Raw genomic sequence first — 16650 nt, 5'->3', positions numbered from 1 at the left:
GTTACTTGAGCACAAATGTATCAAAAACGTTAACAAATTGTTGACCTTCAGGTCAGTTTGTTCAAAACTTGACCTATGGGTCAGCTTTTATTGATCGATACAATGCTAGGAGAAACCGTGATTTCGTTTTTGCTTAACCAATCCGTGATACACATTAAAGATGTGTCGCCAAACACAACTGTCTTGCAATACGTGCGAACACAACTGAATAAAACCGGAACAAAAGAAGGATGCGGTTCGGGTGACTGCGGAGCGTGTACCGTTGTATTAGGTGAAGTGGTCGATGGAAAACTGGTGTACCAATCTATTAACTCGTGCCTGACTTTCGTTTCATCTTTACACGGAAAGCAGCTAATCACCGTTGAAGATCTAAAAAATCCAGATGGGTGCTTACATCCGGTGCAACAGGCAATGGTGGACTTTCACGGCTCACAATGCGGCTTCTGTACACCTGGCTTTATCATGTCTATGTTTGCCCTCACCAAGAACAAAACGACAGCAACCAAGCACGATATATTGGAAGCACTTGCAGGCAACTTATGTCGATGTACAGGCTATCGACCTATCATTGATGCGGCGATGTCACTCAGCAACAATCAACAACTCAGAGACCACTTTTCAATATTGGAAGAAGAAACCATCGCCAAACTCACTGCTCTCTCCATCAAAAAAGGGGAATTGCAATGTGGTGATCACCATGCCTTCCTCCCAACAAACACAGACGAATTGGCTGATCTGTACATGCGTCATCCCAGCGCCAAGTTGGTTGCGGGGGGAACCGATCTCGCTCTGGAAGTGACTCAGTTTAGACGCCCTATTGAAACCCTAATTAGCGTCGCTGCAGTTGCGGACATGAAGCGCTGCAAAGTTGAAGGTAAACAATTGATATTAGGCGCTAACGTCACGCTGAATGACGCATACCAGTCACTCGCTCAGCACTTTCCAGATTTTGGTGAGCTTCTTCATCGATTTGCATCACTTCAAGTTCGCAATCAAGGCACCATAGGCGGCAACATCGCTAATGCATCTCCAATTGGCGATACGCCCCCTTTACTCATCGCTTTAGGTGCTCAACTGTCACTACGCCGAGGGGAATCTTCTCGGCTTATGTTGTTAGAAGATTATTTTGTGAGTTACAAAGTCACAGCTCAGCAACCCAGCGAGTTTATTGAATCTATCCATATTCCACTTCTGGCAACAGAGCAAACATTTAAGGCATACAAAATTTCAAAACGCTTAGACGATGACATCTCGGCAGTCTGCGGTGCGTTTAACTTAACCGTAGAGAATGGCGTAGTAAAACAAGCGCGAATTGCATTTGGAGGTATGGCCGCGACTCCTAAACGTGCAACGCACTGCGAACAGGCACTAGTGGATAAAGCTTGGACTGAAGAAACGGTACTCGCTGCGATGAAAACCATTGCGGACGACTTTGAGCCGTTGAGCGATTTCCGTGCGACCAAGGAATACCGTGCTTTGAGTGCAGCAAACCTACTCCGACGCTTTTATATAGAATCTGCTCACCAAAATAACACGATCGAAACTAGGGTTACGTCTTATGTCTAATTCGCCTAAAGCAACCATTAGCCACGAAGAAATGGTGGCGTTATTCAAACAAGATCTAAAAACAGGCGTAGGCAAAAGCGTGAAACACGACAGCGCTGCCCTGCAAGTCACAGGCGAAGCCAAATACATTGACGATAAACTAGAATTCCCAAATCAGCTGCACGCCTACGCGTTACTCAGCCCCCATGCGCACGCCAACATTCTTAGTATCGACCTTTCACCATGCTACGAATTTGAAGGTGTTGCCATCGTAATTACCAGCCAAGACATTCCTGGTAACTTAGATATTGGCGCAATACTGCCAGGGGATCCTCTACTCGCCGATGGAAAAGTTGAGTATGTTGGGCAACCTGTCATTGCCGTTGCAGCCAACGATCTTGAAGTTGCAAGAAAAGCGGCACATGCAGCAGTTATCGAGTATGAAATACTGCCCGCCGTTTTAGACGTAGAAGAAGCGTTAGAGAAAAAACTGTTTGTCACCGATACCCACCAGCAAAAGCGAGGGGATTCTAAAACAGCCATTTCTCATTCAAAACATGTGCTTGAAGGCAGCTTGCATGTGGGCGGACAAGAACATTTCTATCTAGAAACTCAAATCGCCACCGTGATGCCCACAGAAGACGGTGGCATGATCGTCCACTCTTCCACCCAAAACCCAACCGAAATTCAAAAACTGGTTTCTGGCGTATTGGGTATTCCCATGCACAAAGTGCTCATTGATGTACGCCGCATGGGCGGTGGATTTGGTGGCAAAGAAACTCAATCGTCCTATCCAGCATGCATGGCGTCGGTGATTGCTAAACTAACCAATCGCCCCACCAAAATGCGTTTGTTCCGAACCGAAGATATGATGATGACGGGGAAACGTCACCCGTTCTACAACCAGTACAAAGTAGGGTTTGACGATCAAGGAACGATAACAGGCATCGAGATCGATGTAGCAGGTAACTGTGGTTACTCACCCGATTTATCAAGCTCTATAGTCGATCGCGCCATGTTCCACTCAGACAACGCTTACTACTTGGGTGAGGCGACGGTTACGGGTTATCGCTGCAAAACCAACACCGCATCCAACACCGCATTTCGAGGGTTTGGCGGGCCGCAAGGCATGATGACCATTGAACACATCATGGACGACATAGCGGCTTACTTAAACAAAGACGCTTTGGAAGTGCGCCAAGCGAACTACTACGGAAAAAGCGAACGTAACGTTACTCATTATTTCCAAACAGTTGAAGACAGTGATTTTATGCCAGAGATCACTGAACAGTTGATTGACACTAGCGACTACTACCAGCGTCGCGAGGAGATCAACGAATTCAACAAACAAAGCCCTATTCTAAAGAAAGGCTTAGCCATCACACCGGTTAAGTTTGGAATCTCCTTCACCGCCTCTTTTTTGAATCAGGCTGGTGCGCTTATCCACATCTACACCGATGGCAGCATTCACCTAAACCACGGTGGCACGGAAATGGGACAAGGTTTGAATACCAAAGTGGCGCAAATTGTCGCAGAGGAATTTCAGGTTGATATCAGCCGTATTCAGATCACCGCCACCAATACTGAAAAAGTCCCAAACACATCACCAACGGCAGCGTCTTCGGGCACCGATTTGAACGGCAAAGCAGCACAAAACGCAGCACGACACACCAAAGTACGTTTGGTGAACTTCGCCAGCGAGCACTTCAAGGTTGCACCGGAAGACGTCCAATTCAAGAACGGCATCATTCAGGCGGGCAAAACCCTTATCGAATTTGATGAGTTCATTCAACTGGCGTACTTCAACCAAGTGTCGCTTTCTAGTACAGGTTTCTACCGAACCCCCAAAATTTACTACGATCACGAAAAAGCCAAAGGCAGACCGTTTTATTACTTCGCTTATGGCGCGTCTTGCTCCGAAGTCATCGTCGATACACTGACAGGTGAATACAAGATTTTGCGCGCCGACCTTTTACACGATGTCGGCGCTTCGTTGAACCCAGCGATCGATATTGGCCAGGTTGAAGGGGCATTTGTTCAGGGCGCTGGCTGGCTTACGACAGAAGAACTGGTTTGGAATGATGAAGGTAGGCTGACGACGAACGGTCCTGCCAGCTATAAGATTCCAGCGGTGGCGGATATGCCCATCGATTTTAGAACGCATTTACTGCAAAACAGACAAAATCCAGAAGACACCGTTTTCCACTCTAAAGCCGTGGGCGAACCCCCGTTTATGCTTGCTATGTCGGTATGGAGCGCGCTGAAAGATGCCATTCGATATGTGATTGTAGAAAATGACGTAAGCGAAAACGTTCGTCCTCACTTAGACACGCCAGCCACACCCGAACGAGTCCTCATGGCAATCGAAAAGGTGCGTGAAAGCGTGAAAACCTCAAGCAAGAGAACAGCATAGTCACCGCGTTACCAAGAGGGACAAGTTATGTACTGCGATAACTGGATTCAAGAGTTAGCGAAACTCGAAAGCGCGAATAAACCTTGTGTGATGGTAACCGTGCTAAATGAACGTGGATCGGTGCCTCGAGGGGCTGGAACAAAAATGCTGGTCACCGCCGACCGGCTGATTGCCACTATCGGTGGTGGACATCTTGAGCACATTGCTACTCAGGTAAGCAGAACAATGCTTGAAGAGAAAGCCACTGATGTCAAAATCGATACGTTCAATCTTGGTGCTCGCTTGGGGCAATGCTGCGGCGGTATGGCTACCCTATGCTTTGAACCGATAGGCACCCGTAAACGTCACCTATACCTATTTGGTGCTGGTCACGTTGCAAAAGCCCTAGTTCACGTGATCGCCACACTAGATTTTGAGATCACATGGATTGATCAACGAGAGAATGAATTTCCTTCCCAATTACCTAATAGCGTAGAGCAACTCGTAAGCGACGACCCGGTAGGAGAAGTCAACTTTGCTCGTGAAAACAGCTACTTTCTGGTGATGACTCATAATCATCAACTCGATTTTGACCTCACAAGGGCTATCCTTGATAGAGGGGACAGCACCTATTTTGGCGTAATTGGTTCATCGACCAAGCGTAAAAAGTTCAATATGCGGCTAAGACAACGTGGTTACAGCGATAGTCAGCTCGCCAGAATGACCAGCCCAATTGGCATCAGTGATATTCCAGGAAAACGACCTGAGGAAATCGCCATATCGGTTGCAGGAGAGTTGATCGCCCATTACCACCAAGCAGAATTCGCCGATACAGAAACAAAGGAGAGTCGCACACAAGATGACGACCTCCAACGCATTACACAGCCAAAACAGGCATAAAGCCACTGGGCATGATCTAAAGGAAGCAACATGACGACCACAACGCACGCTTTTCGTAGCGCCGTGCTGCACAGCGTGGCAGATCCACAGGAAGTGGATTTGGAAAATTCATATCAGTATTTTGAAGACGGTATTATCGTCGTTAAAGATGGCATTATCGATCAAATCGGCGATGCGAAAACCATCTTACCTACATTGTCACCTTCAATAGAAATCACGCTGTTTGAAAACAAGCTGATCACCTCAGGGTTTATTGATACTCATATTCACTACCCTCAAACAGGGATGATTGCCTCCTACGGTGAACAGCTTTTGGATTGGCTAGAAAACTACACATTCCCAGAGGAGCTCAGGTTCAAAGACCCAGAATACGCACGGCAAGTTGCCAAATTGTTCTTGGATGAACTGGCAAGCAACGGCACAACCACGGCTTTGGTATTCGGAACCGTGCACAAACAGTCGGTTGATGTCTTCTTTGAAGAGGCAGAACAACGCAACCTTAGAATGATCGCGGGCAAAGTGTTAATGGACAGGAACGCACCCGACTCCCTAACAGACACACCGGAGTCGGGCTACGCCGATTCCAAAGCACTTATCGAAAAATGGCACAAACGTTCTCGTTTGCACTACGCTGTTACGCCAAGGTTTGCCCCCACCAGCACTGCCGAACAACTCGCAACCGTTGGTAGGCTTCTGAAAGAGTACCCAGATGTTTATATGCACACTCACCTTTCCGAAAACAAAAAGGAAATCGACTGGGTATTGGAACTTTTCCCTGAAAGAGAAAGTTACCTAGATGTCTACGACCACTATGGATTGCTGCACAAACGTTCCGTGTTTGCCCACGGCATTCATTTGTCGGATTGTGAATGCCAGCGGTTGGCAGACACCCAATCAGCCATTGCCTTTTGCCCCACATCCAACCTGTTTCTTGGATCGGGTTTATTTCGACTTCCTAAGCTTGAACAATTTGGCGTTCGGGTCGGGATGGGCACCGATGTAGGCGCAGGAACGAGCTTTTCCATTCTGCAAACCATGAGTGAAGCCTACAAAGTCATGCAGCTACAGCAGGAAAAGCTCCACCCTATAAAATCACTTTATTTGGCTACACTTGGTGGTGCAAAAGCCTTGCACTTAGAAGACAAAATCGGAAACCTAGAAGTAGGCAAAGAAGCGGATTTTGTGGTGTTGGATCTGCATGCTACGCAACTGATGAAATTTCGCATGAACCAAACCAAAACACTGGAAGAGAAGTTGTTTGTATTGATGAGCCTAGGAGACGACAGAACCGTATGTGAGACATACATTCTGGGTGAAAGCGTTTATTCTTCAAATACACCCAAATAAAATCGAGAACCTCATGCCGACACATACCCACGATAGCTTTGTATTTTCTACCCAGCGTCTTGTGACTGAAACTGTCGTGGCTTCACTTAGGCACGATGGCGAATTCATTCGTGATGTAATCGACATACTTACACCAAACGTAACGGCTTCACTTCCCCCCTATTTTCAAGGAATCGATGACGCCGAAAAGGCTGAGTCGTGGGTGAAGAAAATCACCGAAGACGGTCAAACACTCGCGGTCTACCTAACACCGGAACACACTTTATGCGGTTTCATATTTTTATATCAGTCCGACAACGATGAACTTCATTTAGGGTATCTTCTAGGCGAAACGCACCAAGGCAAGGGCTTGGCAAAAGAAATGCTGGGAGGATTACTCGCTTGGTGCAAACAAAACAAGCAGGTGCGGGCTTTAATTGGCGGGGTCGAGAAAAACAACGTTGCGTCGTCTTCTCTTCTCCTAAAGCTAGGGTTTTATCGAACCGAGTCCAATTCGGATGATACAGACTTTTATCGGTTCGATATCGATTCGCTAGCGGGCTAATTCAACAAACCTAAAACACCTTAAACCAAAACGCTCTGAGGGCACCTATTTTAGTGCAGGCTCAGAAAAGCGGTTATACAAACGTTTCGGCTTTTTTTAGTAACACAGATGGTGAAGACCAGATAAATACGGCTTCTTTCACTTTGCTGCCACAAGGTGCACTCCAATCACTCAGATGAGATTGAGTCGCCCCAAGTGCCAAATAGAAATGTTTCGCTGCAACGTTTTGTTCAAGAACTTCCAAATACACACCTGAATCTGGGAAGTATTTTTCCGCCCACTTAGCCGCTTCTAACATCAGCTTAGTGCCGAGACCGTGCCCTTGATAGGCCGAGTCGACGTGCAGATTATCGATAATTGTTCCGTATTCGAAATTGTGGTTGCCATAAATACAAATGAACCCACAAAGTTCGCCTTCATTTTCTAGAACGAGGACATTTTGATTAAACGACGGGTTGGTCAAGCGTGTTTGCCAAACAATAACTCTATCGTCTTCTGCGTATTGCTCTAGATAAGCATCGGTAACCAGACCACGATAATGTTGTTGCCAGCTTTTTGCATGTAACTGCGCAATTCGCTCGAAATCTTGGTAATTCGCTTGCCTTAATTCCACTCTTTCCTCCTTGAGTGCCATTACTCCATGCTACACCAACGGTATTCATAACTTGGGTCAAAACGCGTGAACGACAACTTACTTGTTTACGTCTTCGCTTTTTACAACAACCACGGTCTAAAAATACGTCAATGTAATATCAGTTAATTCCATTTGCGCTCTCTTGGGCAGAGAGCTCAATTAACTTTAAATACAGCGCAGTTTTCTACTGCTTTTTTAGTTTCTACTACAGTAAAGCAAAACAAACCAAATTATTCACTTTTTTTACCCAAAATGACTACATTTACAGAAAATAAAATCATATATGTCTAGTTTGATAGGCTAAAAGATATATAAAACTAAGGTTATATGACCAAATCAGGAGAAAGTGGTTAAATTTTGGCATACGGCTGAAAGCTCGATAGTGCCGAGATTTGAGAAGATTAAGAGGGGTGTTTTAGCGCAGTTGAAAGAATAATCTGCCGGTGAGTAGAAGCAAAAGTGTGAGCCTAAACGACCCACACAACGCGTATAGCTAATCCAATCAATATAACGCCAGAAATACGATCGATGAGTACCGCTTTCTCGCGAATTTTATCGATAACAAGCGGCATGGAAAGCAACAAGGTAATGAGTGTATACCATAAGCCGTCCACAATAAGCGGAGTTGCTACAATCAACACTTGATTCATCAACTCGTTCCCTAACACAACAAACTGGCTAAACAGAGCGATAAAGAACAGGGCTATTTTGGGGCTAAGAATCGAAATCAAAAAGCCTTCCCGTGCGGAAGAGAAAACAGAAACACGCTCGCCAGCTTCCAAACGAGCAGCGACCCCACCTTTAGAACGCAAAGCATTAAACCCAAGGTAAGCGAGATACGCCGCCCCTAAATAGCTGATGGTTTTGAATAAGATAGGGGACTGCTGTAAAACAACCGCCAATCCAATGATCGTGACCAGCGCATAGATCCCAATACCAAACGCGTGAGCCCACGCCGCCGCAAGACCATTCTTACGTCCACCCGCTAGTGTATGTTTAGATACCGTGACCAAACTTGGCCCTGGAGACATAGCACCCAGTAAACAAATAGCGAATAAAGAGAGCCAAACGCTTAATGTCATTGTTTATCCTTTTGTGTTGTCTGAATTACAGCGTCACTCTCTCACTTAGCGCTGTTCACTTGCAAGTCTTCTTGTTGAGTTGATACGTTTTTGTGATCATTCGACTTTCTTCTTAAACTGATCGAATTTCTTAACCGAGTCGGTTTTTTCAAGCCCACCAAGTAAACAGCCAACGCAGCGAAGCCAAACCCGAGAGCACCGATGAAATCAAAACGCTCGTCAAACAAAAGCCAAGCCTGCACAGCAGTGACAGGGGGAACTAAATAGAATACGGATGCGACTTTTTCTGACTCGCCATGCTCCACCATATAGAGCAGTAACAATACCGCCAATACTGAAAGCACAATAACCAGCCACGCCAGAGTGGCGACAAATGTTGGTGTCCAGTGAACAACCAGCGGTTCAAAGGCATAAGCAGCGATAGCGAACACAACCAGCGCCGCAAGATATTGCCAAGTCACGCAGGTCACTAAGTCTGTCCCGTTACAAAATTTCTTTTGATAAAGCGTTCCAAAAGTTATTCCAACCAAAGCGATGGAAATAGAGAGAAACGCCCACCCTTTGTTGGCCGTATCTTCCCATTCCATTTTTCCATGCAATACCAAAAAGATACCAACTAAGCCTAACGCTAAGCCAAGCCACTGACGCCAGCGTAAATAGGTAGTTCCGACCGCAACCAAAGTGACCGCTGTAAGGATGGGTTGTAGCCCTACTAATAATGCGCTCAAGCTGGCGGGCATTCCTAGCTTAATAGCCGAATAGGTGCCACCAAGGTACATGCCATGAATCATGAGCCCTGAAATACAAGCGTGGAATGTCTTTCTTGGGCTGAGCGTTTTCCGCTTAAGTACGACCACTAGCACACCCAACACTAAAACGTTCAATGCCGTTCTAATGGTTAACAAAGTGGCTGGGTCAGTAAACTGTAAGCCCAATTTAGAACCAACAAAACCTGATGCCCACAACACAACAAATATCCAAGGTATAAGACTTAATGGCATGACTATCTCCTTTTTTTCTTACTTTATTGGATACAGATATTCAAAAAAGGTACAGTTGAACCTAACTTAATGGGTACAGATTGGGTGAGGCGATAAATGGGCAGCAAAAAGTATCAAGACGTTATTGAGTATGTGCATACTCAGATCGCTAAGAATCGATGGATAACAGGGGAAAAAGTCCCATCCATTCGAACACTCAGTATGGAACTCTCGGTATCACGAAATACCGTAATTCGTGCATACCAAGAACTAGAGGCAGCCAGAACTTTGTATGCCGAAGCGCGCTCTGGATACCGAGTTCGTGGAGAGTCGGAGCCTTCATTAAATGCCCATATTGAAGCACCCGGTTATGTCGACTTGCTGTCTAAAACTAAGTCCATTTTAAAAACGCCACTTGGTGATCACCTAATGCCAGCGGGTTGTGCACACCCCGATATTGACTTCCCTGCCATTCGCTCACTTTACGCCGAGATAGGTCGCCAGAGCCGCTATCAAGCTCATATTCCTTGTCACTACCAACTTCCCCCAGGTAACGACAAGCTCGTTGATCAGCTAAGGAAACTTTGTTTAGACCACGAAATCAATTGCTCTCAAACGGATATCTTAGTGACTCACGGGGCGCAGCAAGCCATTAGCTTATGCCTGCAAGCCTTAACCTCCAGAGGGGATATCGTCGCCGTCGAGTCTCCCTGTTATTTTGGCAATTTACTTTTAATGGAATCATTGGGCTTGAAAGTCATCGAGATCCCAAGCCACCCAACAACAGGGATTGATATTGACGCGGTGATCACCGCTCAAAAGGAGTGGGACATAAAAACACTGCTTGTCACGCCAAGCTTTAACAACCCCACCAACTCAGTGATGCCTTTGGAAGCAAGAAAGCGGCTTCTTGACGTCACTGGGGAGCTTCCTATCGTTGAAGATGATGTCTTTGGAGAACTGTACTTCGACACGCACTTACCATCTCTTATGGCATTGGATACCAAAGATCGGGTCGTGTATTGCAGCTCCTTATCTAAAACGTTGGATTCACGTTTGAGGCTAGGTTGGATTGTCGCAGGTAAACACAGAGCCGTTATCGAAAAGCGCTTACTCAGCGATAACATGGGATCGTTGAATTTAATGCAGGCAGCCATTGGTGAGTTTTTATCGACAGGAAAATACCGTCAGCACTTAATGAAAATTCGTCGGCATTACGCAAAAAAACAAAAGCTATTTATTCCTTGGTTAACACAAGCATTGGACTCTCATGATTGCCTTAAAAACCAGTATTCTATGAACGTCTCTAATGGCAGTTATATTGTGTGGATTGAATTCCCAAAAGCGTTGGACTGCGACTTGCTCTATCAAACATGCTTAGAACGAAAAGTAAGCCTGTTTCCCGGTTCACTGTTTACGACGACGAAACAATATGACCATTGCATTAGGCTAAGTTTTGCAAGATTTAAACCCAACAAAAGCTGGCAAGATGGATTAACAGAGTTCGCCAATTTGACTGCAAGCCTGCTCAATACCTAGCTATTTCAAGCCGTTAAATTTGGGTGCTTCTAGGTTGGGTTATTCCATTGTGGGAAATACACATCGTATTAAAAACGGCGATTGAAAAATTCCGTTAATACGGTATGTGTAATGAGATGCTTCAAGTGAGGTAATGCCTGAAGTTCATCACGAATTTCATTCAAACGTTTCATGCTTGGCGCTTCAATGAAAACCATCATATCGGTTTCACCACTGATGGCGTGTGCCCATTTAACTTCCGGAATGTCCGCCACTTTCGCGCCATACGTATCGCAACTGTGCTCTGCTCTTGATGTATCGAAGTAAAGTGCAATATACGCGTTCAGCGACGCATCCGGCGGGGCGATTTTTACTTGGTATCCTAAGATGACACCATCGTCTTCCAACTTCTTCATTCTGGACGTAACAGCACTACGAGACAGGTTCACCTCGCGCGCAATATCACTGACTGAACGCCTACCGTCCTGTGCCAAAATCGACAGGATTTCCTTATCAAATTTATCCAATTGCTTCCCTTTATTATTATTTGACTGCTTTAAACGGTTAGGAATTGAGCTACCAATACAAAGTGTCTGTTAAAAGTGTCATTTTAACGGAGTGTTTCGTCATTTTGCCAGATGTATATTGAGCTTAAAGAATATAGTCTGGAATTAAGTCAAGTTTAGACACTCTATACCAATTCATTTTCATGGACGAAACAGTGCAAGAACTCAAAAAAGAAATCACCCTTATCTCGGGTATAGGACAGCTCTCCACCACATTGCTTGGCACTGGTCTGTTTATGATCCCAGCCATTACGGCAGGCATTGCTGAAAAGTCATCTCTTTGGTCTTGGGTTATATTATTTGCGGCTATCTGCCCTATCGCCTTAACGTTTGCCATGCTGGGTCGCCGTTACCCAAATGCTGGCGGAACCGCGCACTTTGTTAAGCTGGCTTTCAACGCCAAACTAGAGCGAAGTGTCGCTTGGTTATTTTTGTCGGTCATCCCGGTTGGTGTTCCCGCAGCCGTCGCTCTCGCTGCCAGTTTTGCAAAACCTTGGCTGCCAGAGGTAGGAGATTCTCAATTTGTCGCAGAGTGCTTCACCGTCGCACTCTTGTTAGGTGTAAACCTATTGGGCAGCAAATCTTCTTCTCAGCTTCAAACACTTATTGCGCTTTGCCTGTTCACTTTGATCATCCTGTTTTTTTGGCAAGGTGAGGTTCAACCTTCCGACCTCACCATGCCTTCTTTCTCTTCCGTTGAATGGGTTTCTGTTGGCTCTGCACTCGCTGTTATGTTTTGGTGTTTTGTGGGTATTGAAGCTTTTGCACACATGGGAGAAGAGTTTAAGAACCCTGAGAGAGATTTTCCTATCGCCATCATTTTAGGATGCTTTGTCGCAGGGCTAACCTATTGGGCGTGTTCCGTTGTTGTGTTGAAATTCCAAGCCTATGGCACAGTAGAAATGGAAACAGGTGCAATACCGTGGATTACAGCCCACTTGTTTGGTGAAAGCAGCCGTATTGTTATTAGCATCGTGGCGTTTCTAGCTTGTTTTGCCAGCGTTAACCTTTACCTTCAAAGCCTATCGCGCATGCTTTGGAGTCAAGCTCGCCAGTACAAGCCAGAAGGAAAACTAGCCAAAGTTTCTGCCAGAGGTGTACCTGCAAATGCAACGTACGTTATCAGTGTTACCTTGCTTCTATCGCTGCTTTTTGGTCGAGTTGTTGGTCTGGATTTAGAGATGTTTGTTAAACTGGCTAATGGCATATTTGTCCTAATCTATCTTCTTGCAATGCTATCGGCCGTGAAGTTGCTCTCTGGTGTGTCGAAAGGTTTGGCGTGGCTATCTTTGGTGTTATGTGTGTTGGTATTTGCTTGCTTAGGGTGGGCAATGCTTTACGCCATTATAATTTTTACTTTGCTACAAATACCAAATGCAAGAAAACGCAAAGAGCCGCCAGTATTTAGTTAAGCGCTTGCATAGCCCAAATAAGTATTATTTGTAACCCGCCGACCTTTAATGAATACCGCTAACCTACAGAGCATTATTTCATCAATAATGCTCTACTTAGAACTTATTAACACTCATATTTTTTCATGATCTCATAGCATTTAATTTCACAGTAAATTGAAATCATACGATACAAAACTCCGAATACACTTGACATGAAAAATTTCAAAAGTCCCCAAAAATCAAGAGATTCAGTGAACTCCAGGCTTAACTCAGAGAGCTGAAAAGGAAATAATGAATTTTCGACTCGCGAATTAATCAATTAATCGACTTAAAATCACAAAATAAAGTCAATTTTATGTAAGAAATCTTTACATTTTTACGTCATACTCTAATTGCTGCTGATATAAATGTAATTCAGTCGCCTTCACTAATAATAATATTCTTTCCGCTATCTCTGGGGAGTACGGAAAATAAAAACACTTTAGCTAAACTCAAGGGAATAATCTTTGTTTGTTTAGGTGTTGTAGAGGGAAAACTATGAAATTTAGCCATAAAGTCGTCGCTGCTTCGTCGATATTGCTGTTAATCATTTTAAGCTTGCTGACGATTCAACAATACTTCTCCATGAAGTCTGAGCTTGAACACCAGGTAACTCAAAGTGTTAGTGAGATCGTAGACGGGGTGAGAAATACGGTTGCAGCAGACATTAAGGGCAAAAAAGAACTGTCGCAGTATGCAACCGACATGCTACAAACTGATTTACAAAATCGGGACTACGTACAAAGTGTTATCAGCCAATCAAGTATTAAACAAAACTTTCTTCTTGCTGGTTTAGGCTATGAGGCTGACGGTTCAAACGTGAATAATGACCCAGGCTGGAACCCTGGTTCTGAGTGGGATCCAAGACGTCGACCTTGGTATATTGACGCGAAAAATTCCGGAAAACTGATCATCACGGCTCCCTATGCCGATTCTGCAACCGGAGAAATCCTAGTTTCCATTGCCGTACCAGTGAAAGAAAATGGGCGATTTGCCGGCGCGATATTCTATGACGTGAGCCTTGCGGGTCTTGCCGATGTCGTCAATAAGGTTGAGCTTTTTAATGCCGGATTCTTATTTATCGTGTCAGGCGACGGTACGATTATCGCGCACCCAGACGTAGATAAAAACGGTAAGCAGATGAACACCTTCTTACCGAATGTCTCCATTCAGGAACAAACTCAAGAAATAGAATTGAATGGACAGCTTTACGCAACAGACTTTTCAAAAATCCCAGGCGAAGATTGGTATGTTGGCGTGATGGTAGACGAAAGCATTGCGTACGCGGCGGTAAGTGAACTGAAAAATCGTTCTATCGTTTATACCATTATTGCTCTTGTCATAAGTATTTTTGCTCTGTTGTTCTTGATTAAAGTGCTGATGCGCCCACTCGATTCTTTAAACGACGCCATTCAAGATATGGCGTCTGGTCAGGGTGATCTTACCAAACGCCTCGATACCAACACCGATTCAGAATTTGCGGCATTGGCTTCTGGGTTTAATACATTCGCAGAAACGCTTCAGCAACGAATCCAACGTACGAAAGCGTTGAGCGTCGAAATACGAAACGTTACCGAAACCACCGCAGTGGGCGCACAAGAATCAGCCTCAGCGATGGCGACTCAGATGCAAGAGCTAGAACAGCTCGCCACTGCAATGAACGAAATGGCGACAACGTCTTCCGACGTGGCAAATAACGCGCAAGGTGCGGCTTCGGCTGCGAAAGATGCAGACGGCGCGACAGAAGATGGGACGAAAGTGGTCGGATACACCACGCAAGCCATCAGTAATTTGTCATCCCGAATCGATGAAGCGGTTGAACAAGTTAAACAACTTGAATCTGCCACTGCAAACATCGAGACCATTTTGGAAGTGATAAACGACATTGCTGACCAAACCAATTTGCTGGCACTTAACGCTGCAATTGAAGCGGCGCGTGCTGGTGAATCAGGTCGTGGTTTTGCCGTTGTTGCAGACGAAGTTCGAACACTAGCTCAACGTACTCAAGAATCAACGACTGAAATTCGTAACATGATTGAACAACTTCAATCGGGTGCGACAGCCGTAGCAAGTGCAATGGGACAGAGTAAAGAAACGGCTGATGACACAGTAACCAAGGCGCAAGAGGCGAACGAATCGCTTGATCGCATTCGAAGTGCCATTCAACGTATCAGTGATATGAACATTCAGATCGCGTCTGCGGCAGAAGAGCAAAGTTTAGTTGCTGAGGAAATCAATAATAACACCATCAACATTCGTGATTTGTCTTCGCAAGTAGCGGTTGCTGCTGAAGGCGCAAACGAGGCGATGGCGTTGCAAACTCAACACGTTCGCGACCAAGACGAGGTTATGAGCAAATTCATCGTCTAACACACCGCTGATAAATAAAAATGCCTGACTCAACAGTCAGGCATTTTTTTGTCCCTAATTTCTTAGCTTCCTAGCTAACTAGTTATTTAGCTTCTTGACTCTTATTTCTCGGATTTCAGTTCCGCCACTTTTTCACAAATGTAGTTCCCTATAGGGATAGCAGATGTGGCTGCGGGAGAAGGAGCATTGCAGACATGAAGACTGCGTTTGGATTCCACAAACAAAAAGTCATGAACTAATTTCCCATCTTTCATTACCGCTTGAGCACGGATGCCAGCCGGATAAGGTTCTAAATCATTAAGCTCGATTACAGGGCAGTATTTGTTAACTAGCTTCAAGTACCCCGGCTTCCACCACGAGTTTTTGGTTTCTTCTAACCCTGTCTTCAAGTGCTTTGCCAATACTTTCCAAAACCCTTCAAAACGCACCATTTCAGCGGTGTCTTTCAAGCTAAAATTGAGCGCGCCATACCCTTCCCGTTTCCAACCTTGCACCGCATTAGGTCCTACTGTGACAGAGCCATCAATCATCCGAGTCAAATGTACACCGAGAAATGGAAGATCCGGGTCAGGGATGGGGTAGATTAGGTGGTTAACAACGTCGTTATGTTTTTCTGCTAATCGATAATACTCACCGCGAAACGGTACAATCTGGAAGTCGGTAGGTAAACCCATTTGCTTCGCGACGCGATCCGCCATTAAGCCGCAGCACGCGACGAGAAATTGAGTTTCTACTGCGCCGCCATCCATCCAAACCTCGACGCTTTCAGTATTCTCAATTAATCGCGTAACGTTGGCATTAAATCGGATCTCTCCACCCATTTCGGTAAACTCAGCCGCCATCGCCATGCAAACTTTGGTGTAGTTGACGATACTGGTGGTCGACACATAGATTGCCCCTAACCCAGTAATGTTCGGCTCGCGTTCTTTTAGCTGCTCTTGAGATAACATTTCGACATCAATACCGTTGTCTTGGCATCGCTCGAACAACGCTTCCATTCGTTTAACTTCAACCGAGTTTGTCGCTACTAATAGTTTGCCGCAGTTTTCGACAGGAATGTCATGTTTCAGGCAAAAAGCCTTGGTTGCATCCACACCCTCGCGACAAAACTGAGCCTTTAAACTGCCCGGCGCGTAATACACCCCAGCATGAATAACACCGCTATTATGTCCAGTCTGGTGCATGGCGAGTTGCTTTTCCTTTTCGACAAGCAAAATTCTCGCGTTAGGTTCATTTTGCTGAAGCTGCCAAGCTGTTGACACCCCCACAATTCCCCCACCTAATACAACGTAATCATATTGCACAGAAAACCCCTTCCAAGACTTGATACTCAAAGCTA

Annotated in this window: 13 protein-coding genes; 8 read left to right on the top strand and 5 right to left on the bottom strand. The window is 45.3% G+C overall.

What is annotated here, in order from left to right; translation table 11 throughout:
• Positions 1 to 117 precede the first annotated feature (117 nt).
• The 5 genes from xdhA to Q8W40_RS07945 are packed head-to-tail and all read left to right on the top strand — an operon-like array spanning position 118 to position 6728.
• Positions 118 to 1566 (top strand): xanthine dehydrogenase small subunit, encoded by a 1449-nt coding sequence (gene xdhA / locus Q8W40_RS07965; protein WP_305396657.1) that lies wholly within the window; start codon positions 118 to 120, stop codon positions 1564 to 1566.
• On the top strand, positions 1559 to 3958 hold the full coding sequence (gene xdhB, locus Q8W40_RS07960) for a xanthine dehydrogenase molybdopterin binding subunit (RefSeq protein WP_305396656.1): 2400 nt from the start codon (positions 1559 to 1561) through the stop codon (positions 3956 to 3958). The genes xdhA and xdhB overlap by 8 nt, the downstream gene beginning before the upstream one ends.
• A 27-nt stretch (positions 3959 to 3985) precedes the next feature.
• On the top strand, positions 3986 to 4837 hold the full coding sequence (xdhC, locus tag Q8W40_RS07955) for a xanthine dehydrogenase accessory protein XdhC (protein ID WP_305396655.1): 852 nt from the start codon (positions 3986 to 3988) through the stop codon (positions 4835 to 4837).
• Between the two features lie 30 nt (positions 4838 to 4867).
• Positions 4868 to 6184 (top strand): guanine deaminase, encoded by a 1317-nt coding sequence (guaD, locus tag Q8W40_RS07950; RefSeq protein WP_305396653.1) that lies wholly within the window; start codon positions 4868 to 4870, stop codon positions 6182 to 6184.
• Positions 6185 to 6197: 13 nt separating this feature from the next.
• Positions 6198 to 6728 (top strand): GNAT family N-acetyltransferase, encoded by a 531-nt coding sequence (locus Q8W40_RS07945; RefSeq protein ID WP_305396652.1) that lies wholly within the window; start codon positions 6198 to 6200, stop codon positions 6726 to 6728.
• Positions 6729 to 6801: 73 nt separating this feature from the next.
• Here Q8W40_RS07945 and Q8W40_RS07940 read toward each other — a convergent pair whose 3' ends face one another.
• The 3 genes from Q8W40_RS07940 to Q8W40_RS07930 all read right to left on the bottom strand — a co-directional run bounded on the left by Q8W40_RS07940 (position 6802) and on the right by Q8W40_RS07930 (position 9445).
• On the bottom strand, positions 6802 to 7341 hold the full coding sequence (locus tag Q8W40_RS07940) for a GNAT family N-acetyltransferase (RefSeq protein WP_305396651.1): 540 nt from the start codon (positions 7339 to 7341) through the stop codon (positions 6802 to 6804).
• Positions 7342 to 7829: 488 nt separating this feature from the next.
• Positions 7830 to 8444, bottom strand: a complete 615-nt coding sequence (locus tag Q8W40_RS07935) for a LysE family translocator (RefSeq protein WP_305396650.1) — start codon at positions 8442 to 8444, stop codon at positions 7830 to 7832.
• 41 nt (positions 8445 to 8485) lie between these two features.
• Entirely contained in the window at positions 8486 to 9445 is a 960-nt protein-coding gene (locus Q8W40_RS07930) for a DMT family transporter (protein ID WP_305396649.1), read from the bottom strand.
• Positions 9446 to 9541: 96 nt separating this feature from the next.
• Between Q8W40_RS07930 and Q8W40_RS07925 the strand changes: the two genes are divergently transcribed.
• Positions 9542 to 10963, top strand: a complete 1422-nt coding sequence (locus tag Q8W40_RS07925) for an aminotransferase-like domain-containing protein (RefSeq protein ID WP_305396648.1) — start codon at positions 9542 to 9544, stop codon at positions 10961 to 10963.
• 68 nt (positions 10964 to 11031) lie between these two features.
• Here the strand turns inward: Q8W40_RS07925 and Q8W40_RS07920 are convergent, their stop codons facing one another.
• Positions 11032 to 11469 carry an Lrp/AsnC family transcriptional regulator gene (locus Q8W40_RS07920; RefSeq protein ID WP_305396647.1) on the bottom strand — a complete coding sequence of 146 codons (438 nt, stop codon included), beginning with the start codon at positions 11467 to 11469 and terminating at the stop codon, positions 11032 to 11034.
• A gap of 194 nt (positions 11470 to 11663) precedes the next feature.
• Between Q8W40_RS07920 and yjeH the strand changes: the two genes are divergently transcribed.
• Both yjeH and Q8W40_RS07910 read left to right on the top strand, forming a co-directional pair.
• Complete coding sequence (gene yjeH, locus Q8W40_RS07915) at positions 11664 to 12920, top strand: L-methionine/branched-chain amino acid transporter (RefSeq protein WP_305396646.1); 1257 nt, start codon at positions 11664 to 11666, stop codon at positions 12918 to 12920.
• Positions 12921 to 13439: 519 nt separating this feature from the next.
• The gene (locus Q8W40_RS07910) at positions 13440 to 15311 is read left to right on the top strand and encodes a methyl-accepting chemotaxis protein (protein ID WP_305396645.1); all 1872 of its coding nucleotides are present in this window, start codon (positions 13440 to 13442) and stop codon (positions 15309 to 15311) included.
• A 101-nt stretch (positions 15312 to 15412) separates the two neighbouring features.
• Here the strand turns inward: Q8W40_RS07910 and lhgO are convergent, their stop codons facing one another.
• Positions 15413 to 16615, bottom strand: coding sequence for an L-2-hydroxyglutarate oxidase (lhgO, locus tag Q8W40_RS07905; protein WP_305396644.1), 1203 nt, complete (start codon positions 16613 to 16615; stop codon positions 15413 to 15415).
• Positions 16616 to 16650: the final 35 nt, after the last annotated feature.

This window comes from Vibrio penaeicida (genome assembly GCF_030689305.1).
GTDB lineage: Bacteria > Pseudomonadota > Gammaproteobacteria > Enterobacterales > Vibrionaceae > Vibrio > Vibrio penaeicida_B.
The sequence above is the reverse complement of the archived record's forward strand: the minus strand, read 5'-3'. Positions and strand labels throughout refer to the sequence as shown.

Excerpts from the sequence above, each read along its gene's own strand:
- Q8W40_RS07935 (WP_305396650.1), bottom strand. The coding sequence starts at position 8,444 with ATGACATTAAGCGTTTGGCTCTCTTTATTCGCTATTTGTTTACTGGGT.
- guaD (WP_305396653.1), top strand. The coding sequence starts at position 4,868 with ATGACGACCACAACGCACGCTTTTCGTAGCGCCGTGCTGCACAGCGTG.
- Q8W40_RS07910 (WP_305396645.1), top strand. The coding sequence starts at position 13,440 with ATGAAATTTAGCCATAAAGTCGTCGCTGCTTCGTCGATATTGCTGTTA.
- xdhB (WP_305396656.1), top strand. The coding sequence starts at position 1,559 with ATGTCTAATTCGCCTAAAGCAACCATTAGCCACGAAGAAATGGTGGCG.
- Q8W40_RS07945 (WP_305396652.1), top strand. The coding sequence starts at position 6,198 with ATGCCGACACATACCCACGATAGCTTTGTATTTTCTACCCAGCGTCTT.
- Q8W40_RS07925 (WP_305396648.1), top strand. The coding sequence starts at position 9,542 with ATGGGCAGCAAAAAGTATCAAGACGTTATTGAGTATGTGCATACTCAG.
- Q8W40_RS07930 (WP_305396649.1), bottom strand. The coding sequence starts at position 9,445 with ATGCCATTAAGTCTTATACCTTGGATATTTGTTGTGTTGTGGGCATCA.
- xdhC (WP_305396655.1), top strand. The coding sequence starts at position 3,986 with ATGTACTGCGATAACTGGATTCAAGAGTTAGCGAAACTCGAAAGCGCG.